The organism is Ruegeria sp. G2, assembly GCF_056533505.1.
In genome coordinates, this window is record NZ_JBQFON010000008.1 from 67,098 (window position 1) to 88,481 (window position 21,384).

The window sequence follows — 21,384 nt, forward strand, 5'->3', positions numbered from 1 at the left end:
TGGTTTGGGGCAAAGCTTTACGCGCGGCCGTAAGCCTCTGCAATGGCGACTTGCATTGCCTCTTCCGGATCACGGTTGCCCCAGGTCACCAGTTGGATTGCGGGATAGTAGCGCTCGGCGCTCAGTACCGCTGCGGTGATCATGGTATCGATTTGTTCCGGGCTGGCGGTCTGACCACCGGCCAGTACCAAGCCATAGCGATAGACCATCAATTTTTGATTGGCCCAGTAGGTAAACGCCCCGGCCCAACACTGATCATTCATCTTGTTCAGCAATTCATAAAGCTCGGTTTCGCGCTCAGCTGGAGGCTCCATTTCGAACGAACATACCATACGCAGCGTTTCGTCGTAATTCGACCAGGCCAGTGTGATCGAGTACGTGCGCCACTGTCCTTCAACAGCCATGGCAATCTGATCATCCCCGATCCGGTCAAAATCCCAGTCGTGATGTTCTGCAAGATGTTCAACAATGTCGATCGGATGAAGGTCTTCTTCGAGATACTGCTCGGAAAGGGCCATAATGCCACCTCACTAATCTCTAGCAATTTGGGGCTGGCAGCGCCCCAGCGCTAGTTGCCTGCTCTACAAGCCGGGCTTCCCCAGTCTGTCTGTACTAAATATGGTGCGACGCACGCCGGGTTCTGGCAACCCTAATTATTGGGGATAACAGCAATAAGTTGTGGACAGTTGGCAACGCCGATCAAAATATTGGCGTCTCACGCAGCTTTGTCTTGATTATTTTCTGCAAGGCGGCATCATACACGACACCGCTCAATCCAAGTCTGGATTGCGCGGCTGATTGTCTTTGCCTGAAATTTGCAATTCAGTCGGACTTATTTGTCCAGCTTCGCTTCAAGTGCGGCAATACGCTGTTCAAGCGCGGCATTTTCTTCGCGCGCTTTCTGCGCCATGGCCCGCACGGCATCAAATTCTTCCCGGGTGACAAAGTCGCGATCAGCCAGCCAGCGATCCATCATCGACTTCATCGCATTTTCAGCTTCTTCCCGCGCCCCTTGCGCCACGCCCATGGCGTTGGTCATGAGTTGAGACATATCGTCCAGAATCTTGTTACGGGTTTGCATGGGCTTTCTCCGATTTCACGATTGCTCTCTATATGGGTAAAGAATGGCCCGGGCTCAAGGTTGACTTGCCCCGCAAACCCCGGGCAATGAGACGCACATGCAGGCTGTACTGAATTTTCCCGATCTGTCACCCGACGTTTTCTCGATCTCTGTGTTCGGGATGGAGTTTGCGCTGCGCTGGTATGCGCTGGCCTATATCGTTGGCATTCTGATTGCTTGGCGCGTGGCGCTGATCGCGCTGCGGCGACCTGGGCTTTGGACGGACGAGACACCCCCGATGCGCCCCGACCAGCTTGAGGATTTAGTGACCTGGATCATCGCGGGTGTCATCCTTGGGGGCCGCTTGGGTTTCGTCCTTTTCTATCAGCCCGCCTACTACCTATCGCACCCGCTGGAAATCCTGATGGTCTGGCAAGGCGGCATGGCGTTTCATGGCGGCCTGCTGGGCGTGATCATCGCCAGTTATCTGTACGGTAAGCGCCACAAGATTCCGCTTCTCTCGCTAGCCGATCTGGTCGCCCACACGGTGCCACCCGGGTTATTGCTGGGGCGACTCGCGAATTTCAGCAATGCCGAACTTTGGGGGCGGCCCAGTGAGCTGCCATGGGCGGTGATCTTTCCCGGCAGCGCGGCACAGGATTGTCCCGGCGTTGTGGCCGGAATGTGCGCCCGCCATCCTTCGCAGCTGTATGAAGCAGCACTTGAGGGGCTGCTTCTTGGTGCACTACTGATCTGGTTGGCCTATCGGCGTGGCGCGTTTCAGAAACCCGGTCTGATTATGGGCGTGTTTCTTGCAGGCTACGGCGCTTCGCGATTCCTGGTCGAGTTCTTTCGCCAGCCGGACGCCCAATTTATCACCCCCGGCAACCCGCTGGGGCTCGCATGGCATGTGGGTGGGTACGGCCTGACCATGGGGCAGCTTTTATCATTGCCGATGATTGCACTTGGCCTTTGGTTTGCGCTGCGGGCGCGGCGCAGATCATGAATCTGAAGGATCTTCTGCTCCTCCGCATTCAAAATGATGGCCCCATGACCGTCGCCGACTACATGACCGAATGCCTGATGCATCCCGAGCATGGCTATTACGCGACCCGCGACCCGCTGGGCGCCCAAGGTGATTTCATCACTGCTCCGGAAATCAGCCAAATGTTCGGCGAGTTGATCGGTTTGTGTCTGGCGCAATGCTGGCTTGATCAGGGCAAACCCGAACGTGTCGCACTGGCAGAGCTTGGCCCCGGTCGTGGCACGCTAATGGCAGACATCTTGCGCGCAACAAAGGGTGTTCCCGGATTTCATGACGCGATCGAGACTATGCTGTTTGAGGCCTCTCCAGTCTTGCGTAGCATCCAGTCCAAAACCCTGCAGAACTATAAACCCCAATGGGTCGAGGCCATTTCTGATCTACCGGATCTTCCGCTGTATCTGGTGGCAAACGAATTCTTCGATGCCCTTCCCGTACGTCAGTTTTTGCGTGACGGCGAAGGTTGGCGCGAGCGATTGGTCGGGGGTGACGGCACCTCACTTGCATTCCGGCTTGGCGCGCAGACCCCTCAGGCTGCACTGAACGAACGACTACAGGATACACAGGATGGCGATCTGGTCGAGTTATGCGCTGCTGCCTCCTCCATTCTGAGTAGCATCGCTGGGCGGATATCACGGTATGGCGGGGCCGGGCTCATCATCGATTATGGCGACTGGCGATCACTTGGAGACACTTTGCAAGCCTTGCAGACACATAAAACAGTCGACCCATTGGACCAACCCGGCCAGGCAGACCTGACAGCGCATGTCGACTTTGAGGCTTTGGCGATTGTGGCGCGCGCTGCGGGCTGTGTCCATTCAAGGTTGACACCGCAAGGGGTGTTTCTTGAACGACTAGGGATCACCGCGCGTGCTCAATCTCTTGCTGCCCGGCTCAGCGGGTCACAGCTTGAGGCGCTGATATCCGCACATCGACGGTTGACGCACCCGGATGAAATGGGAAACCTATTCAAAGTACTGGGCCTATATCCGCAACACGCTGCACCGCCACCGGGACTGGAACCATGACATTGGAAATCCTCACATCTGATATTCTGTCCCCGGTGCAACACGGGTTCTTCAGTCGTCGTGGCGGCGCCTCGTCCGGTATTTATGCCGGTCTCAATTGCGGAACCGGTTCAACTGATCTGGCCGAGGCCGTAGCCTTGAATCGCAGGCGCGTCGCCCAGGCCATGGAAGTCACCCCAGAGGGCTTGATCGGCGTGCATCAGGTGCATTCTCCAACCGTAATCACCGTGGACGGACCAATTAATGGCGAGAAGCCCAAAGCAGACGCGGTTGTTACGGCGACGCCAGGCCTCGCCCTGACGATATTGACGGCGGATTGCCAGCCAGTTCTATTGGCAGATTCTGACGCAAAAGTGATCGGTGCAGCGCACGCGGGTTGGCGCGGAGCGTTAGACGGCGTTCTAGAGGCAACTCTTGATGCGATGGAGGGATTGGGGGCCTCACGGGCAAACACTGCGGCGGTCATTGGTCCAACCATTTCGCAACGTGCATACGAAGTTGGCCCGGAATTTCTGGACAGCTTTGTCGCTGACTCGTCGGAAAACACGCGATTCTTCGCAAATGGCGAAGGCGACCGCCTGCACTTTGACTTACCCGCGTTTGGCCTGCACCGTTTGCGTCAGGCCGGTGTTGGACAAGCCGAATGGATTAAGCACTGCACATATTCCGACCCTGATAGGTTTTATTCCTATCGGCGCTCAACCCACGCCAATGAGGCCGACTACGGCAGGTTGATTTCAGCGATCAGGCTGTAGATCTAGACCGAATTAAGGCGACGTCGCCCAGATTCTGCCACATTTATTGTGTTTATCTGTCACAGAATCGTCTCAAATTTTCACCAATGCTCAGACGGTTACCCGAAATTGGGGCAACTGAGCGTTGGTGTACGTAACCAAGAGGTAACTAAAACCTTCTTATTGTCCTGAATTCATCCCGGATCAGCCTTATCGGTGCCGCAAAGCCGCATCACATTTGGTCGACATACAGGAACCGGGCGTTTCGCCCCAACGAAGCAGGATGATGAATATGAGAATGAAATCGCGCTTTCTGAATGCCGTGCTTACGGCCCTTAAGGATCAGGAACCAGAAATGCCCTGGAAGCGGGTTTCTAGTCACTCTGTCAGAGTCGCGCGCCGCCTGGCGGCCAGACGCTGACACGCAACCCCATGGGACCAGCTGCCGGTCTCAACGGGCAAGCCACATACCGGGTAATGCTCCGGTTCGGTATGTGGGGTCGCGATCGAGATTGCGACCATGTTTCGGAGCGTGTGCGTGCGGGCAATTGAAGCCTGCAGTTTACGAGTTTGTCTGGGGGGTCATGAAACTGACCATGAACATTGGTGTTACTTTTTGCGGCGCTGCGCACTTGCAGCATCGGCCGGTGTTTATCCCTTTGATTAAAGACAAAGAACATAGCCGTTTGGCGCAGTTGCACGGGGGTTCAAAATGCCCGGACGGTATTTAGAGGAGACGGAATATTATGGCTATTCCAAATTCTCTGGCACAAGCTGCCAGAAACGCGGTCGAGACGTCAGCGCTGTTGCGCGATGTGCCTGGACCGTCAACAAAACCTAAGGCCCAGCTTCGAAGGTACGAAGTTTCTTGCCTGCTGGAAAATGGGGATGTTTCACAGACAAGGCATATCGCACCGGCCTTACCGATGTTCGAAGATGCGTTTTGCGCCTTTACACGTGGCTCGTTGGTCGAGACAACGCATGGTCCGATGGCCATTGAAGACCTGTTGCCCGGTGATGATGTTCTTACTCAGAACGGATCATCCGAAACGGTGCTTTGGAAGGGGTCTGTAACACTAATCCCGGGGCGCGAAGATTCGCGTGGACGGACCCGTCCGCTGACCCGAATTATGGCCGACACCTTTGGGATGCAGAAACCAATGTCGGGCGTTATCGCTGGTCCCGCAGCACGCCTGCTCGCGACACCAGCGCATATGCGCCATTTGCATGCTGGCCAACCTATGCTGACACCCGTGAATGAGTTCCAAGACGGTACGAGCGTAATTGAAACGCTACCGCCGACTCCGGTTGAGTTGTTCCATATCTGCGTCGCGCGACATTCGGTCATCCGGGTTGATGGTCTGCAATTCGAGACCTATCATCCCGGCGTTAACGCCGTACGGATGATCAGCCACTCTTTGCGATCGATCTATCTGAATCTATTCTCACATATCGAATCACTGAACGATTTTGGCCCATTGCTCTTGCCAAGGGCCGGAGATGGTGAAATTGACGCTCTAACAGCGTGAAATGGTTAACGATTACTGCAAGTGTAGAGGCATCATGCAGATATTAGTAATTTGGGCATTATCCCTGGCTGTGGCAGCGGTGCTGTCACCATGCGCGGTGGATCAATCAGGTATCAGGGTCAGGCCGTCTGGTTCATCCGGTCTTCCAGTACGTCAAATGGTACGCCTGGCTCGTCTTTTGCGCCTCGGATAACGAGCGAGGTTTTCACGCTAGCCACGTTTGGCGTGGTCAGCAACTCGCCCGTAAGAAATTGCTGAAAACTGCTGAGATCCGGTGCAACGCATTTCAGGATGAAATCCACCTCGCCGTTCAGCATGTGGCATTCACGGACTAAAGGCCATTCGCGGCAACGGTGTTCAAAGGCACTGAGTTCGGATTCAGCCTGGCTTTCCAACCCGACCATCGCAAAAACCTGCACCTCGAATCCAAGTTCGCGGGCGTTCACATCCGCATGGTAACCATGGATATAGCCCGAATCCTCCAATGTCCGCACCCGTCGCAGACAGGGTGGAGCCGATATTCCAACGCGTTTGGCAAGTTCAACATTGGTCATTCGGCCGTCGGCCTGCAGCTCCGCAAGAATCTTGCGGTCGATTTCATCCAATCGGGTCGCGACCATCGAATGCTCCTAAATTTTTCCGGTTGTTATATCAGCAGCCCCGGTGGGCGCAATAATATTTCACGACTGAGCAATTTTCGTTATCTCAAATGTATGTTCGCCCGATTAACCTGTCATCAGTCGCATCAAGAGCTTGCAATATGAAAGGGCTTTAAGCTCTGCGTTGTGGTCGCTATATCGATCCGGATTGGAAAATTGCCCTAAAAGGCAGATCGAGTGGGGATACCATGGCTGAAACACGACACACAAAGGTTTTGATCATCGGATCGGGACCGGCCGGATACACTGCTGGCGTCTATGCAAGCCGCGCCATGCTGGAGCCGATTCTGGTGCAGGGGATCGAGCCTGGAGGGCAACTGACCACTACTACCGAAGTCGAGAACTGGCCCGGTGACACCGAGGTGCAAGGGCCGGATCTGATGGTGCGGATGCAGGATCACGCCAAGGCCATGGGATGCGAGGTCATCGGTGACATCATCAACGATCTGGACCTCAGCCAGCGCCCCTTCACGGCCAAGGGTGACAGCGGCACAGTTTATACTGCCGATGCGGTAATCCTGGCCACAGGCGCGCGGGCCAAATGGCTCGGCCTGCCATCCGAGGAAAAATTCAAAGGCTTTGGTGTTTCGGCCTGTGCCACCTGTGACGGGTTCTTCTATCGTGGGCAGGAAATTGTGGTTATCGGGGGCGGGAACACCGCAGTGGAAGAGGCGCTGTTCTTGACCAACTTTGCCAGCAAGGTCACTCTGATCCACCGCCGCGATGAGCTGCGCGCCGAGAAGATTCTGCAGGACCGGCTGCTCAAGAACGAAAAGATCGAGCCGCTGTGGTTCCATGAATTGGACGAGGTCGTTGGCACTGATGCTCCGCTGGGTGTCGAAGGCGTCAAGGTCAAGAACGTCAAAACCGGAGAGATCACCGAAATCCCTTGCAAAGGCGTGTTTGTCGCTATCGGTCACGCCCCGGCGAATGAACTGGTTAAGGACACTTTGGAGACCCACATGGGTGGCTACGTCATTACCAAACCGGGCACAACCGAGACCTCAGTTCCGGGCGTCTTCGCAGCCGGGGACTTGACCGATCACGTGTATCGTCAGGCCGTAACCAGCGCTGGTATGGGTTGCATGGCTGCGCTGGATGCCGAGCGGTTCCTGGCGGAGAACGACTAAAATGATTACAGAGTTCTCCGGCCCGGTCTGGAGAATTCTGTTCCGCAGCCAATTGGGCACCCCATTGGCACCTGCACGCGCACCCGAAGGCCGGTTTCATCATTCCGGCCAATTCGCCCTGTATGCTTCACTAAGCGCAGAAGGAGCTGGGATCGCCATACGGCGCTATGTCTCGCCATGCGATCCGCCGCGTGTAATTCAACAGTTTCAGGTTTCCGCAGCGCATTTGATGGACTTGCGGGGGCGCGCCGATGTCTCGATTGTCTGGCAAGACCTGCGGGACAACGGCACCCCTTCCCCAACTTGGCGATTTTCGGATGAAGCACGCGCAGTTGGCGCGGACGGGCTGTTGTACAGTTCGCGTTCGCGGCCCGAACTTAGCCATCTCGTGTTGTTCAGTACTGGGGTCAATTTGATACAGCCGGCTAGCACGCCTAACGATTGGCGTCCCGAAAGGTAACCTTGACCGGCGCACACCGCCGTATCAGGATCGTTTCAAGCAACGCGACGAACAGGTAAGCTTTTGGATAACGCACTTTGGCGCGGCGGATGGATGAGCCGGCTCAGAATCGCAAGCGGCCTCGTGCTGTTTGTCTTTGCGTTCTTTCACTTCATCAATATCGGCCTCGGTCTGTTTCACACCGACCTGCTGCACGGGATGCAAGGCGGGCGCAAAGCTGTCAACCGCCATGAGATCGGCAGCATCGTGATATATGGCGCATTGCTGATGCACATGGGTCTCGCGCTGGTCTCGCTTGCGCAGCGCCGTACACTCAGGATGCCTTTCAGCGTCGCGCTTCAGGTTATTCTTGGCCTGTTGATCCCGCTGCAGCTAGTCTCTCATCTGGTCCAGACCCGCTATGCGCATGAGATTTTCGGGGTGAATGATGAAATGGGGTACATCATCATCCTGATGTGGCCCGGCACCGCGATCTGGTTCCAAAGCCTATTGCTGCTGCTGGTGTGGATTCACGGGTGTATCGGGCTGCATATGTGGCTGCGGCTGACCACATGGTGGCGCGCGCTGGTTCCATATCTGATCGGCATCGCCGTCTTTGTACCGGGCTTTGCCTTCGCCGGTCTTCTTACCGAGGGGCGGCGTATCTGGGCCGATTTTGCTGACCCCGATCTGCGAGAACAGTATATCGAACACTATAACTGGCCCTCGCAAGACGAGTTTCAGGCCCTGTTTGCAGTCAAAGATTATGCGCAGTGGGTATTCTGGGCCGCGCTGGCGCTGACCGGAATGGTCTATCTCGGGCGCAAGCTTTGGCGGCGGCGGCATTCGGTGAGGGTACGCTATCTCAACGGTCCCGAAGTCGTGTCAGAAAAAGGCATGACCCTTTTGGAGATGTCGCGCGCAAACGGCATTCCCCATACTGCGCTATGCGGTGGCAAGGGGCGCTGCACGACCTGTCGTGTTGTGGTTGAAGAAGGCGCCGATCAGTTGCACCCGCCTACCGAAGTCGAAGCCCGCAGTCTGAAAGCCGTCAGCGCGCCCAAAGGTACCCGCCTTGCCTGTCAGATGCGGCCGACCGACCCGCTCACCGTGTTTCGCGTTTTTCGCCCGGACGGTGCGCGCGATCGTGCGCATGCCAGCCAGGGGCAAGAGCGGCAACTGGCAGTTTTGTTTCTGGACATGCGCGGATTCACCGCCCGCACGACCGGGCAATTGCCGTATGACATCGTGTTTCTGTTGAATCGTTTCTTCGACGCAATCGTTCCCGCGATCACCGCGCAGGGCGGAGTGGTTGATAAATATATGGGCGACGGTCTGTTGGCGATGTTCGAAACAGCCAATGCCGCAAGTTCAGCAAGTGCCGGTCTAAGGGCGGCGGCTGGGATCGGGCGGGCATTGGAGCGTTTCAATCAACAGCTTGAAGCAGAAGGCAGCCAGCCCGTACGTATTGGCATGGGCCTGCATCTTGGTGACCTTGTATTGGGCGAAATTGGTGCCGCGAAACACGCGCCGCGCACCATCATAGGAGACGCGGTAAATGTTGCCAGCCGACTAGAGGCCGAAACCAAAGCGCTGGGGGTCGAACTTCTTGTATCGGACAAGGTTCTGGACGCGGCGGGGTTGCAATGTGATCCGCGCGATCTGCGGGAATTCAGCCTGCGGGGTGTCTCTGAACCTGTCCCCGCCCTGCCCGTCAGACACGCAGCCTACCTTGAATCGCAAACCACGCCCCTGGAACAGATTGCCTGAGAATGCGCCTAATGTCTTTGAGCAGCGGGATTTTTTCAATAACCTGAAACAAAAAACAGAAAATCGTTCCATTTCGGGAAAAAACCGCGCATATCCTCCTTTGTTTCTACCGGTCTATGGACATCGCACCGAGGTCGGGGCAAATGCCTCACCAGCACCTCTGAAACAACAGCAAACAACACTGCGATAAGAGATTTCCTATGACGATGCTAAGCAATCTGGCCCCGATCCCTGAATTATACGTTTCTTACGAATCCGCACAAAAACTGAAGGTCGAAGCAGCCGACCTAACCAGCTGGGACCTAAGCCCTCGTCAAATCTGCGACTTGGAACTGCTTATGAATGGCGGGTTCAACCCGCTCAAAGGTTTCCTGAGCGAAGCTGACTACGACAACGTGGTCGAAAACATGCGCCTGGCCGATGGGACGCTGTGGCCGATGCCGATCACACTGGACGTTGATGAGGAATTTGCGGCGACCATCGAACTGGGTCAGGACATTGCCTTGCGTGATCAGGAAGGCGTCATTCTGGGCACCATGACCGTGACCGACCGCTGGACGCCGGACAAAGCGCGTGAGGCGGAAAAGGTCTTTGGTGCCGATGATGATGCGCATCCGGCTGTGAATTACCTGCATAATGTAGCGGGCAAGGTTTATCTGGGTGGCCCTGTCACCGGCATCCAGCAACCAGTTCACTATGACTTCAAAGCCCGTCGTGACACACCAAACGAATTGCGGGCGTACTTCCGTAAAGTTGGCTGGCGCCGGATCGTAGCATTCCAGACCCGCAACCCCTTGCACCGTGCGCATCAGGAATTGACCTTCCGCGCGGCGAAAGAGGCACAGGCCAACTTGCTGATCCATCCCGTGGTTGGCATGACCAAACCGGGTGACGTGGATCATTTCACCCGCGTGCGTTGCTATGAAGCCGTGCTGGACAAATATCCGGCCTCAACCACCTCGATGTCGCTACTGAACCTTGCGATGCGCATGGCTGGCCCGCGCGAGGCAGTCTGGCACGGGTTGATCCGCGCAAACCACGGTTGCACCCATTTCATCGTTGGTCGTGACCACGCCGGTCCGGGCAAAAACTCGGCCGGTGAAGATTTCTATGGCCCTTATGACGCGCAGGACCTGTTCCGCAAATATCAAGACGAAATCGGCCTCGAGATGGTTGATTTCAAGCACATGGTCTATGTACAGGAGCGCGCCCAATATGAGCCGAATGATGAGATTTTGGACAAGGATAACGTTACTATCCTGAACATCTCGGGCACCGAACTGCGCCGCCGTCTGCGCGAAGGGCTGGAGATTCCAGAATGGTTCTCGTTTCCCGAAGTTGTACAGGAATTGCGCAATCGTTTCCCGCCGCGGTCTCAACAGGGTTTCACAGTGTTCTTCACGGGCTTCTCGGGCTCGGGAAAATCGACAATTGCCAATGCTTTGATGGTCAAACTGATGGAGACCGGGGACCGTCCTGTCACCCTGCTTGACGGGGATATCGTGCGAAAGAACCTGTCCTCTGAGCTGGGCTTCTCAAAAGAGCACCGCGACCTGAACATCCGCCGCATCGGCTATGTGGCCAGTGAGATCACCAAAAACGGCGGTATCGCCATCTGTGCGCCGATTGCACCTTATGCCACAACCCGGCGCGCCGTGCGCGAAGAGATCGAACAATTCGGTGCGTTCTGCGAGGTGCATGTGGCCACCAGCATTGAGGAATGCGAGCGCCGCGATCGCAAAGGCCTTTATAAGCTTGCGCGGGAGGGTAAAATCAAGGAATTCACAGGAATTTCTGACCCTTACGATGTCCCCGAGAACCCTGAGCTTAGCGTCGAGACCGAGAATGTCGAAGTCGATAACTGCGCCCATCAGGTTCTGCTGAAACTGGAAAGCATGGGATTGATCGCTGCCGGTTGAGCACCTCGTAAAAGTCACGGCAGCCTCAGTCATTCGGAGGCTGCCACATTCGTCTGAAACACCCCACGTTGCCGGATCTGGTGAAAACCGAATATAGATTGAGCAATCTAATGATTGGGTGTGGTCACTGAATGGCGCAGCCTCTGCCAACTATCGCCGGCTTCTGGTACGGTTCGAATTTATCCTGGATCGAGGCGCTTTGCATCCAATCCTATCTCGATAACGGTCACGAGTTCGTTCTATACACCGCCGAACAGATCGATGGTGTACCAGACGGTGCCGTAGTTCGCCCTGCATCTGACATACTCTGGCCTGCTCCGTTCGATCTTGAGAATAACGACAGACATCGGATCGCAGTTTTCTCAGACATCTTCCGGCTGCATCTGATGCGGAAATCCAGTTCTATCTGGGTTGATCTGGACGCGTACTGCATCAGGCCATTTGAGTTCGAAGGCCCTTATGTCTTTGGATCCACTTCCTCTGGATCACTTCCCAACGGGGTTCTCCGGCTGCCTAGTGAGTCTCAGGCACTGACGCAGATGTTGGAATTTGTGGCAGCCGAAAACCCAACCCAACCATGGCGTGGACCGCGCTTGCACCGAAAGAACCGCGATCGTTCCATGCGTGGAGAAACATGGGGGATCGAGACGCTACCCTGGGGATGTTCCGGCCCCAAGGCGCTGACTCATTTCATGAACAAGACGGGTGAGGATCGCCAAGCAAAACCGCCAGATGCGTTTTATCCACTTGAACGGCAAGAGCTTTGGAAACTGCACGCCCCGAACATCGCGCTGACAAAGTTTGAGGGTGAGCAGACCTATTCAGTTCATATCTACGGCCATCAAAAGAAATGGCTCGCAAGTCAAAATGCAGGCCTGCCGCAGAGAGGGTCATATCTGGAAAGGATCTGCGAAAGGCATTCGATTGATCCGGCTTCGCGACCAATCATTCAGGCAGATTGGATGAAGCAGTAAGCTGCGACAGACCCAATGCGCTATGACACCCCGTCAGGCAGGTCCACCTGCCCACGCATCAGCACATGGCCGCGCCCGGCAACTTTGATTCCAGTCATGGCTTGGGAGGGCCCAACCTTCGTAACGCGCGCCTGGCCGGGCCGCCCCATATCGTGCCCCTGCTCAGCGATAAAACAGTCCTTCTTCATCAAATCATATTTCACAGATAGGCCGCCATCGCGCCAGTCGCCGAACCCGTAAACGGGTCTTCAGAAGGACTTGGCGGCGCCATCAAAAGGCGCGAAAATGTATCACCTTCCGCCGTTGCGCCATCGAGCGTGACCAGAAACGGCTCGGCCATGTCGGACCCCGAGAATCCAGCCCTTTCAGCAATTCTTCCAAGCGAATCCACGTCAAGCTTAGCCGCACGCAGCGCTGCGTGATCGCGCAAAACCGTGATGCAGAACGGCAGCCCGGTCGAAACGAATTGAGGTGGAGAGACAATTGCAGCCTCAGGCAACCCGATAGCAGCAGCAACCAATTCGGCCGGCACCTGATCACCAAATTGCGGAGCGACCTGCGTCATCTCAATTTCATCGCCATTAAGATCGATCGATACGATCCCTGCCCCGGTTTCCAGCGTCAGCGCGTCGCCTTCGAACAGGTCACGCGAACGCATTGCCGCAACGGTTGCGATTGTCGGATGCCCAGCAAACGGGATTTCCCGGCTGGCAAGAAAATATCGGACTCGGACGTCGGCAACATCTGATGGCCCTGTGAAGGTGCATTCAACCAATGAGGTTTCGCGCACGTAAGACATGCAAACCTCATCCGTCAGGCTGGCCCCGCCATGCACGACTGAGCAGCCGTTACCGCCAAAGGCCCGATCACTAAATGCGTCCACCCAGTCAAAATCATACCAGCTCATGATGCACACTCCTGCTTTGCCGACTGCGGCAAGATCACCGTAGTCGAGGCAAATGTCACGTCATTTCAGCAGAGTGCGGAGCCGGTTCAGTGAACGGCCACGGGCGAAAGATCATGCTCCCGTGCAAGCACAAAGGCCAGTTTGCGGTCGGCCACCAAAGCCAGTTGCTGACCATCGGAATCGTGAACCGCATAAAGCTGATCCAAGTCGCCTGCCTGCTCGCGCACGTCGCGCGGCAAATCGGCCACATCGACCGCCTTCACATAGACAATCCGGTTGCCTTCGGTGTTTATCTCAATCGGTGTGTTCATTGCTCTTACCCCTTCTTGATGTTGATTGTCTGAACCACGGTTTCTGGCACGGCGCGGGTCAGATCCACATGCAGCAGACCGTTCTCCATGATCGCCTCGCCCACTTCGACACCATCTGCCAGCACAAACATTCGCTGGAATTGACGGGCCGCGATGCCGCGATGCAGGAAAATGCGCCCTTCACTGTCGTCGCGTTGACGGCCCCGGATCACCAGTTGGCGATCTTCGATGGTAATCGACAGGTCCTCTTCCGCGAAACCGGCCACTGCCAGTGTGATGCGATAGGAAAAATCCGAGGTCTGTTCGATATTATAGGGCGGGTACCCTTCATTTCCGGCCTTTGCAGACCGTTCCAGAAGGCGTTCCAACTGCTCGAACCCCAAAAGATGCGGGTATGAGCCTAAGGTAAGTTTCGACACGTATTTTCGTCCTTCTTTGTCAAAGCGACGTTTTGTGCGGCCCCGTTCTGGCAACCGCGTATTATAGAATATGGGAAGATACAGGGATGTCCACAAGGTCTGGCCGGATAAAGCCTGACACACTATCTTGTGTGTAAAGCACCACATGAGCTACTGAGTCGCCAATGAACGCGCCCACCGATCTTTCGATGAAAACCGATGAAGTCCTGCGTGTTGAGTTGGAGGTTTTTCGCCGCCAGCACCGCGATCTGGACGAGGCAATTGAAGCTCTGCAGGCCAAGGGAACCTCAGACCAGCTGACGATCAAACGACTGAAAAAGCAGAAACTGCGCCTGAAAGACATTATTCGTCTGATCGAAGACCGTTTAACCCCAGATATCATCGCCTGAAGCGCGTGTACCGCATTGCCACATAAGTGGATTTGGCTATAGTGCGCGCTCTTTCCGAAGGCAGGGGCACAGTAGCTATGAGCGATGTGAAAGTAGGGATCATCATGGGCAGCCAGTCCGACTGGCCCACGATGAAAGAGGCCGCCGACATTCTGGATGAATTGGGCATCGCATATGAGGCACGCATCGTCTCGGCTCATCGCACGCCAGATCGTCTTTGGGACTATGGAAAATCCGCTGTTTCGCGCGGCTTAAACGTGATTATCGCAGGTGCAGGCGGCGCAGCGCATCTGCCCGGCATGATGGCGTCAAAAACCCGCGTACCGGTGATTGGTGTGCCTGTGCAGACACGCGCACTGTCGGGTGTGGATTCGCTCTATTCGATCGTGCAGATGCCCAAAGGCTTTCCGGTGGCGACCATGGCGATCGGCTCGGCCGGTGGGGCCAATGCGGGGCTGATGGCTGCGGGAATACTAGCGCTACAGGATGCGGCACTGGCGGATCGGTTGGAGGCTTGGCGCGAGGCGCTCTCGGCCTCGATTCCCGAGGAACCGCAGGGATGAGCCGCATCGGCATCATCGGCACCGGCCACATCGCGGCGCCGATTGCACGATTAATGGCTTCAAAAGGTCATGAAATTTGTGTCACCGAGCGCAACGCGCAGGTTTCCGAGGCCTTGAAGGCAGAGCTTGGAGTCGACGTCGGCACTCCGCAGGAGGTAATCGATGACTCAGACATCGTGTTCCTCTGCCTGCGCCCACATATTGCAGAAGATGTTCTGAGCCCGCTGACCTTTCGCTCTGATCAGCAGATCGTATCTGTGATGGCTGCGGTGCCTCAGACCCAGCTTGCCACATTATGCGCTCCAGCATCAGATTTCGTGCAGACCATCCCGTTGGGATTTTTGCAGACCGGAAGATGCCCACTCGCCGCCTACGGCAATGATCGCTTGCTGGCCGAGTTGTTTGAGCCCGAAAACCCCGTGGTAAAAGTCGCTGACGAGACGGCATTGAACGCCCATTTCGCAATCTGCGCCATGGTGCCAGGCCTTCTGGATCTGATGGCAACCGGTGCAGGCTGGCTGGCCGAGCAAACCGGCGACGAACATGGTGCCGAGTTCTACACCACTCAACTGATGTCAGGCTTCCTTGAAGCCACGAAGAAAGGGCAAGCGGGTCAATTGGCTACAGAGCGCGACGCACTTGCGACCGAAGGCACGCTAAGCCTTCAGATGACAGATACCTTGCAGTCCGAGGGCGCGCATGATGCTTTGCGCAGCGCTCTTACAGCGATTGGCAAACGATTGGAGACGTAACGATGGCAGATATGCTCCCGACCGGTGCAACGATCGGAATACTGGGCGGTGGCCAGCTGGGCCGTATGCTGTCGGTCGCCGCAGCACGACTGGGGTTCAAGGCTCATATCTTTGAACCAGGTACGAACCCGCCCGCCGGACAGGTGGCGGATCGTGTCACAACCGCTGCGTATGATGATGAGAACGCTCTCAAGGCCTTTGCGGAATCGGTAGACGTCATCACCTATGAATTCGAAAACATCCCCACTCAGGCGCTGGATCTGCTTGAAGCACATCGCCCAATCCGCCCCGGCCGTGAGGCGCTGCGGGTCAGTCAGGACCGGCTGACTGAGAAGACCTTTCTGCGAGGTCTGGGCCTTAAAACTGCGCCCTTTGTAGACATCACCGATCTGAACAGTCTGCAGGCTGCAATTGATGAAATCGACACCCCTGCGATCCTGAAAACCCGCCGCTTTGGATATGACGGCAAAGGGCAAGCCCGCCTGCGTGCACCCGACGACGCCGAGGCAGCTTTGGGTGATATGGCAGGTGCGCCGTCCATTCTGGAAGGGTTCGTGGAATTCAGCCATGAAGTGTCGGTAATCGCAGCGCGTGGCCTCGACGGTCAGGTCGCCTGTTTCGATCCCGGAGAGAACGTGCATCGTGACGGTATCCTGCATACGACCACAATCCCAGCACGCCTGTCGCCGGCGCAACGAACAGACGCTGTACTACTCGCGGCCAAAATCCTGAACGCGCTGGATTATGTTGGCGTGATGGGAGTTGAACTGTTCGTGACGCCTGAAGGCTTAATCGTGAACGAAATCGCGCCTCGGGTTCACAACTCGGGTCATTGGACGCAGAATGGTTGTGCCGTAGATCAGTTCGAGCAACATATTCGAGCAGTGACAGGTTGGCCACTGGGCGACGGGCAAAGGCACTCGGACGTTGTGATGGAGAACTTAATAGGTCACGACATGGACCGCGTGCCCGAGCTTGCGCGTGAGCGGGATATCGCGCTGCATCTCTACGGCAAGACCGAGGTCAAGGTAGGCCGCAAGATGGGGCATTTCAATCGTATCGTGCGTTAGAAGTAATCGCGCTGTCGCTCGATGCCTCTGGCGGGGATATTTTTAGCCCGATGAAGCTGGGATCAGCTTAGAAACCGCGTAGCGACATCGCCGGACATGTAGCTGACGCGCCCACCTGACAAAGTGGCCGCAACACGTTGGGTTGCTGCATCCAATATTACAAGATCAGCCCGTTTTCCGGGCTGCAGTGCTCCACGATCCTTGAGGCCCAGAACTTCTGCGGGACCCGAAGAAACCAATGCCCAAGCATTTGTGAGATCCAGCAAACCGGATTTAACCAGCATCAACGCAGCACGGCGTGGGCTGGGGTAGTGGTAATCCGATGCCAGCGCATCACACAGACCCATTGCGATCAGGTCCAAAGCACTGGCATTTCCCTTATGCGAACCGCCACGAACGACGTTTGGCGAACCGAGGATGATGTGATCCCCACCCGCTCTGGCGGCTTCGGCGGCTTCAAGCGTTTCGGGGAATTCCGAGATCATGACACCGCGATCGCGCCAGACCGTACGATCCCGAGAAGTGGAGTCATCATGGCTGCCCAGTCGAATGCTTCGTTCTGTGAGTTTAGCGCAAAGCCCATCCAACGCAGCTGGCACCTCGGTACTGCGTGCGTGCATTGATAGCAGCATATCAAAATGGGTTTCCGGATTACGCCCCGCCTTCAACGCCTGCCCCGTCAGACGCGGTGGTTTGCGCCCTTCTGCCAACCGATCATGAGGCAGATGATCGTTTAGGACCACATAAGGGACCTGCCAGCTTTCAATGCGCTCTGGCAGCCCCTCATAGTCGTCCAGCATATGGGTTTCAAAGCGTAGCTGTGGGATCAGATCTGTCGACACATCATCACGGACCGCCGCGATGGCCTCGAAGACTTGCCCGGCAAATTCGGGTCCGCGCACGCCACCTTCCCAGCTGTGAAACTGCGCCAGAACACCGGTCGTAATTCCGTTTGCCGCCAATTCCGCCTCAACCGACAAAATGCCCTCTGCCATCTGCTTCATCGCACCACGACGCGGTGCAATATGGCGTTCGAACCCGTCGCCGTGCAGGTCTATGATCCCGGGCAGAACAAGATAGCCCGACAAATCAATCTGCCGCCCTGCCCTGCCCGTCTGCAGAAAACCGTCTGCGATGGATAATTCACCGCTCGTAAGTCCATCCTCCGGCAGCAGAACATCTGCGCCGGTCAATGTCAGTTCCAATGAGCTCATTGAGTGCGCTCCGATTCAGGTTCCGAGCAGTCTTCGCCCAGACAGATCTGATCGATGATATCCATCACCCCATCAAGCCAAGTGATCTGGGGATCAAACTGTCCGAATTCGATGAAATGCAGTGTCTGCGCCATGACCCGTGGGTTATTCATCATGAACGTATGGGTAACCGGCAGGACAATATGATCTGACATACCCTCAACTTTTGTTGTCTCAATTGAGACCTTGCCGTCATCGGGCCCGTCAATAAGGGACGAAAAAAGCGGATTCAAAGAATTCTCTCCCGCAATCACCCCCAGATCGAAGTCGACAGGCGGCAAGCGGCGCGGAATGCCCTCGGGGCCTGTTCCCAATGCCAGACCGGCGGGTCCATTCAGAAAACCGAACACCTCCCAAGCGCCAAGCTCATCTACCAGTTGGCTGCCTTGGTTCGGGGGGCCAAGCATAACGACGCGCCCAAGTTTCTCGGGTTCATTATCCTGCAACCAATACCGTAACAGAATGCCTCCCATCGAATGGGCCACGACGTTCACCGTGTCGTCACCACAGGCCTCGAAAGCATCGGGCAATGTCTGGTTGGCGAGCTCGGGTATCGGCAAATCTGTCGATGGGTAACCCGGCCTGATTACCGTATAGTCATGGGCATGGAAAAGCTGCTCCATGACGGTAAACGAAGCCTCGGTACGCGCAAGCCCGTGGAGCAGCACGACGCATTTCGCCTGTACCGCCACAGGAGCAATAGTAAGAAAGATCGCTGCTACAAACTTCATACCCGCCAAATAAGACTTAACCAAAGTTGAGAAAACCCCTAGTCGCCGCGCCGCCGCGTCACTGCCAGCGCAATTCCGCCCAGCACAAAGCTTGCTCCTAGCAACAGCCGTAGGTTCGCAACCTCTGATAGCAGAATGATACCGGCGGCAATGGCGATGACCGGAACGCTGAGTTGTACGATCGCGGCGACAGCAGGCGAAAGCTGCGGCACAACGCGATACCACAGTGCATAGCCCAGACCGGACGTGACGCCTCCGGATAACGCCGCCAATACATAGCCTAGCGTCGTCATATGCCAGTCACTGCCCATTAGGAACAAGGCGAGTGCCGTAAATGGCAAAGCCACAATGAAGTTTGCAGCAGTTCCCGACAACGCGTCTGGTTCTGATCGCCCAGAGATGGAATAGATAGCCCATCCAATCCCGGCAGCCGTCATCATACTCGCACCCAACGGATCGACTTGCACCGGCCCGGCAGGCCAAAGGACAAATACCAGACCGCCCAGCGCAACCCCGGCACCGAGTAGCTGCCGCATCATGGGTACCGAGCCAGTCAAAGCCCCGATGGCGAACATCGTGATCTGCACCACTCCAAATAGGATCAACGCGCCAAGCCCTGCATCGAGCGTCAGATAGGCGACGGAGAATCCGATCATGTAGAGTAATAGCGACCCTGCCCCAGCTATGCGCCGGCGGCTAAACACTGGGATTGTGCCGCCTCGCATAACCACCAGTGCAGCCAAAACCAAAGCACCAGACAATACTCGAAAGACCGCAAATCCCGCCGGATCACTGGCACCGCTATCAATCGCGAGCCGATTTAGGATCGAGTTCGCCGCGAAGGCGCACATGGTCAGTGAGGTCAAAAGAAACAGGCGCATATCAACGGCATAGAGGTTTCAACGCGGTTTGCACACTCACTTTTCTGCGCGAACACAGCACGCGGCTCGCCGTGTTTACCAGCGCAAACTAAAACGGGGCCGCCCAAAGGCGACCCCGTCGATAAGCGCTATGGCTTGAGCAGCTTACATCATGCCGCCCATGCCGCCCATGTCGGGCATGCCGCCGGCAGGTGCGCCACCGTCTTTGGCAGGCTTGTCGGCAACCATTGCTTCGGTGGTGACCAGCAGGCCAGCAACCGATGCCGCGTCTTCCAGAGCGGTACGGACAACTTTGGCCGGGTCGATCACACCGAACGAGAACATGTCGCCATATTCTTCGGTCTGCGCGTTGAAGCCGAATGCTGCGTCGGAAGATTCACGGACCTTGCCTGCAACAACCGCACCGTCGACACCTGCGTTCTCGGCGATCTGACGCAGCGGCGATTCAATAGCCTTGCGCACGATGTTGATGCCTGCGTTCTGGTCAGCGTTTGCGCCTTCCAGAGTTTCCAGTGCTTTACCAGCCTGAACCAGAGCAACACCACCGCCGACAACGACGCCTTCCTGAACGGCAGCGCGTGTTGCGTTCAGAGCATCGTCCACACGGTCCTTACGCTCTTTCACTTCAACTTCGGTCATGCCACCGACGCGAATAACGGCAACACCGCCTGCCAATTTGGCAACGCGCTCTTGCAGCTTCTCACGGTCGTAGTCCGACGAGGTTTCTTCGATCTGTGTACGGATCTGAGCAACACGTGCTTCGATCTCGGCTTTCTCGCCAGCACCGTCGACGATGGTGGTTTCGTCTTTGGTGATTTCGATTTTCTTGGCGGTGCCGAGCATGTCCATGGTGACGGACTCGAGCTTCATGCCCAGATCTTCGCTGATGACCTGACCGCCGGTCAGGATTGCGATGTCCTGCAGCATGGCTTTACGGCGATCGCCGAAGCCCGGTGCTTTGACCGCAGCAATTTTCAGGCCGCCGCGCAGTTTGTTGACAACCAGAGTTGCCAGCGCTTCGCCTTCAACGTCCTCAGCAATGATCAGCAGCGGTTTTTGCGACTGGATCACCTGCTCGAGCAGCGGAACCATCGGCTGCAGCGAGGACAGTTTCTTTTCGTGTAGCAGGATCATGCAGTCGTCGAGTTCTGCGATCATCTTATCTGCGTTGGTGACGAAGTAAGGCGACAGGTAGCCACGGTCGAACTGCATACCTTCGACAACATCGGTCTCGGTTTCCAGACCTTTGTTTTCTTCGACGGTGATAACGCCTTCGTTGCCAACTTTCTGCATCGCGTCAGCGATCTGCTGGCCAATCTCGGCTTCGCCGTTGGCCGAGATGGTGCCAACCTGAGCAACTTCTGCCGAGTCTTTAACTTCACGCGAGGCGTCTTTGATGCCTTCAACAACCTTGGCAGTTGCCAGGTCGATGCCGCGCTTCAGGTCCATCGGGTTCAGGCCAGCTGCAACCTGCTTCAGACCTTCGCGAACGATGGCTTGAGCCAGAACGGTTGCAGTGGTGGTGCCGTCGCCGGCTTCGTCATTGGTGCGGCTGGCGACTTCTTTCACCATCTGCGCGCCCATGTTTTCGAACTTGTCTTCCAGTTCAATTTCCTTGGCAACCGAAACACCGTCTTTGGTGATGCGCGGTGCGCCGAAGGATTTGTCCAGAACCACGTTGCGGCCTTTGGGGCCCAGGGTCACTTTAACAGCATCGGCCAGAACATTCACACCGGCCAGCATGCGGTTACGGGCATCGGTGTCAAACTTGACGTCCTTTGCAGACATGTTGTCTCTCCTTGAGAAAATGTATTGAGATGAAGA

24 protein-coding genes and 1 pseudogene are annotated in these 21,384 nt (G+C 56.2%); 14 read left to right on the forward strand and 11 right to left on the reverse strand.

Annotation, left to right across the window (positions count from 1 at the left end):
* Positions 1-17: 17 nt before the first annotated feature.
* A complete protein-coding gene (locus tag ACR0DU_RS15145; protein ID WP_010441802.1) occupies positions 18-518 on the reverse strand; it encodes a type III secretion system chaperone family protein in 501 nt (166 codons plus the stop codon).
* A gap of 314 nt (positions 519-832) precedes the next feature.
* On the reverse strand, positions 833-1,081 hold the full coding sequence (locus ACR0DU_RS15150) for an accessory factor UbiK family protein (protein WP_010441801.1): 249 nt from the start codon (positions 1,079-1,081) through the stop codon (positions 833-835).
* A gap of 97 nt (positions 1,082-1,178) precedes the next feature.
* Here ACR0DU_RS15150 and lgt point away from each other — a divergent pair, with 97 nt between their 5' ends.
* The 3 genes from lgt to pgeF are packed head-to-tail and all read left to right on the forward strand — an operon-like array spanning position 1,179 to position 3,885.
* Positions 1,179-2,066: a prolipoprotein diacylglyceryl transferase gene (gene lgt, locus ACR0DU_RS15155; RefSeq protein WP_170541301.1), complete on the forward strand. Its 888-nt coding sequence runs from the start codon at positions 1,179-1,181 to the stop codon at positions 2,064-2,066.
* Positions 2,063-3,130 (forward strand): class I SAM-dependent methyltransferase, encoded by a 1,068-nt coding sequence (locus ACR0DU_RS15160; RefSeq protein WP_480875669.1) that lies wholly within the window; start codon positions 2,063-2,065, stop codon positions 3,128-3,130. Before lgt ends, ACR0DU_RS15160 begins: the two co-directional genes overlap by 4 nt.
* On the forward strand, positions 3,127-3,885 hold the full coding sequence (gene pgeF / locus ACR0DU_RS15165) for a peptidoglycan editing factor PgeF (RefSeq protein ID WP_480875672.1): 759 nt from the start codon (positions 3,127-3,129) through the stop codon (positions 3,883-3,885). Before ACR0DU_RS15160 ends, pgeF begins: the two co-directional genes overlap by 4 nt.
* Positions 3,886-4,242: 357 nt before the next feature.
* On the opposite strand, the gene ACR0DU_RS15170 is transcribed toward pgeF, so the two are convergent.
* A complete protein-coding gene (locus ACR0DU_RS15170) occupies positions 4,243-4,386 on the reverse strand; it encodes a hypothetical protein (RefSeq protein ID WP_480614358.1) in 144 nt (47 codons plus the stop codon).
* A gap of 62 nt (positions 4,387-4,448) precedes the next feature.
* Here ACR0DU_RS15170 and ACR0DU_RS15175 point away from each other — a divergent pair, with 62 nt between their 5' ends.
* Together ACR0DU_RS15175 and ACR0DU_RS15180 are read left to right on the forward strand one after the other, a co-directional pair.
* Positions 4,449-4,595 (forward strand): hypothetical protein, encoded by a 147-nt coding sequence (locus ACR0DU_RS15175; protein WP_480875675.1) that lies wholly within the window; start codon positions 4,449-4,451, stop codon positions 4,593-4,595.
* 15 nt (positions 4,596-4,610) lie between these two features.
* Positions 4,611-5,393 (forward strand): Hint domain-containing protein, encoded by a 783-nt coding sequence (locus tag ACR0DU_RS15180; protein WP_170772576.1) that lies wholly within the window; start codon positions 4,611-4,613, stop codon positions 5,391-5,393.
* A gap of 119 nt (positions 5,394-5,512) precedes the next feature.
* Here the strand turns inward: ACR0DU_RS15180 and ACR0DU_RS15185 are convergent, their stop codons facing one another.
* A complete protein-coding gene (locus ACR0DU_RS15185) occupies positions 5,513-6,013 on the reverse strand; it encodes an Lrp/AsnC family transcriptional regulator (RefSeq protein ID WP_170779528.1) in 501 nt (166 codons plus the stop codon).
* Between the two features lie 227 nt (positions 6,014-6,240).
* On the opposite strand from ACR0DU_RS15185, the gene trxB reads away from it, so the two are divergent.
* From trxB to ACR0DU_RS15210, 5 genes are all read left to right on the forward strand, one after another.
* Positions 6,241-7,182 (forward strand): thioredoxin-disulfide reductase, encoded by a 942-nt coding sequence (gene trxB / locus ACR0DU_RS15190; protein ID WP_170472933.1) that lies wholly within the window; start codon positions 6,241-6,243, stop codon positions 7,180-7,182.
* Between the two features lies 1 nt (position 7,183).
* Entirely contained in the window at positions 7,184-7,642 is a 459-nt protein-coding gene (locus tag ACR0DU_RS15195; RefSeq protein WP_319545060.1) for an RES family NAD+ phosphorylase, read from the forward strand.
* A 93-nt stretch (positions 7,643-7,735) separates the two neighbouring features.
* Positions 7,736-9,391: an adenylate/guanylate cyclase domain-containing protein gene (locus ACR0DU_RS15200; RefSeq protein ID WP_480875680.1), complete on the forward strand. Its 1,656-nt coding sequence runs from the start codon at positions 7,736-7,738 to the stop codon at positions 9,389-9,391.
* 200 nt (positions 9,392-9,591) lie between these two features.
* Entirely contained in the window at positions 9,592-11,310 is a 1,719-nt protein-coding gene (locus ACR0DU_RS15205) for a bifunctional sulfate adenylyltransferase/adenylylsulfate kinase (protein ID WP_170779519.1), read from the forward strand.
* A gap of 131 nt (positions 11,311-11,441) precedes the next feature.
* Positions 11,442-12,284 carry a glycosyltransferase family 32 protein gene (locus ACR0DU_RS15210; RefSeq protein ID WP_480875682.1) on the forward strand — a complete coding sequence of 281 codons (843 nt, stop codon included), beginning with the start codon at positions 11,442-11,444 and terminating at the stop codon, positions 12,282-12,284.
* 20 nt (positions 12,285-12,304) lie between these two features.
* Here the strand turns inward: ACR0DU_RS15210 and ACR0DU_RS15215 are convergent.
* From ACR0DU_RS15215 to ACR0DU_RS15225, 3 genes and pseudogenes are all read right to left on the reverse strand, one after another.
* Positions 12,305-13,191, reverse strand: a pseudogene (locus ACR0DU_RS15215) (PhzF family phenazine biosynthesis protein).
* 86 nt (positions 13,192-13,277) lie between these two features.
* The gene (locus ACR0DU_RS15220) at positions 13,278-13,502 is read right to left on the reverse strand and encodes a DUF1150 family protein (protein WP_010441789.1); all 225 of its coding nucleotides are present in this window, start codon (positions 13,500-13,502) and stop codon (positions 13,278-13,280) included.
* A 5-nt stretch (positions 13,503-13,507) separates the two neighbouring features.
* Positions 13,508-13,921, reverse strand: a complete 414-nt coding sequence (locus ACR0DU_RS15225; protein ID WP_010441788.1) for an Hsp20 family protein — start codon at positions 13,919-13,921, stop codon at positions 13,508-13,510.
* Positions 13,922-14,085: 164 nt separating this feature from the next.
* On the opposite strand from ACR0DU_RS15225, the gene ACR0DU_RS15230 reads away from it, so the two are divergent.
* From ACR0DU_RS15230 to ACR0DU_RS15245, 4 genes are all read left to right on the forward strand, one after another.
* Positions 14,086-14,310: a YdcH family protein gene (locus ACR0DU_RS15230; RefSeq protein WP_010441787.1), complete on the forward strand. Its 225-nt coding sequence runs from the start codon at positions 14,086-14,088 to the stop codon at positions 14,308-14,310.
* Between the two features lie 77 nt (positions 14,311-14,387).
* Positions 14,388-14,873: a 5-(carboxyamino)imidazole ribonucleotide mutase gene (gene purE, locus ACR0DU_RS15235; RefSeq protein WP_010441786.1), complete on the forward strand. Its 486-nt coding sequence runs from the start codon at positions 14,388-14,390 to the stop codon at positions 14,871-14,873.
* Complete coding sequence (locus tag ACR0DU_RS15240; protein ID WP_480875686.1) at positions 14,870-15,625, forward strand: NAD(P)-binding domain-containing protein; 756 nt, start codon at positions 14,870-14,872, stop codon at positions 15,623-15,625. The genes purE and ACR0DU_RS15240 overlap by 4 nt, the downstream gene beginning before the upstream one ends.
* 2 nt (positions 15,626-15,627) lie before the next feature.
* Positions 15,628-16,695: a 5-(carboxyamino)imidazole ribonucleotide synthase gene (locus ACR0DU_RS15245; protein ID WP_480875688.1), complete on the forward strand. Its 1,068-nt coding sequence runs from the start codon at positions 15,628-15,630 to the stop codon at positions 16,693-16,695.
* A gap of 62 nt (positions 16,696-16,757) precedes the next feature.
* Here ACR0DU_RS15245 and ACR0DU_RS15250 read toward each other — a convergent pair whose 3' ends face one another.
* The 4 genes from ACR0DU_RS15250 to groL form a co-directional block, all read right to left on the reverse strand.
* Positions 16,758-17,909 (reverse strand): alpha-D-ribose 1-methylphosphonate 5-triphosphate diphosphatase, encoded by a 1,152-nt coding sequence (locus tag ACR0DU_RS15250; RefSeq protein ID WP_480875690.1) that lies wholly within the window; start codon positions 17,907-17,909, stop codon positions 16,758-16,760.
* The gene (locus ACR0DU_RS15255; protein WP_170779507.1) at positions 17,906-18,679 is read right to left on the reverse strand and encodes an alpha/beta hydrolase; all 774 of its coding nucleotides are present in this window, start codon (positions 18,677-18,679) and stop codon (positions 17,906-17,908) included. Before ACR0DU_RS15255 ends, ACR0DU_RS15250 begins: the two co-directional genes overlap by 4 nt.
* 38 nt (positions 18,680-18,717) lie before the next feature.
* Complete coding sequence (locus ACR0DU_RS15260) at positions 18,718-19,560, reverse strand: DMT family transporter (RefSeq protein ID WP_480875694.1); 843 nt, start codon at positions 19,558-19,560, stop codon at positions 18,718-18,720.
* A 144-nt stretch (positions 19,561-19,704) separates the two neighbouring features.
* Positions 19,705-21,348 (reverse strand): chaperonin GroEL, encoded by a 1,644-nt coding sequence (gene groL / locus ACR0DU_RS15265; RefSeq protein WP_480455553.1) that lies wholly within the window; start codon positions 21,346-21,348, stop codon positions 19,705-19,707.
* Positions 21,349-21,384: the final 36 nt, after the last annotated feature.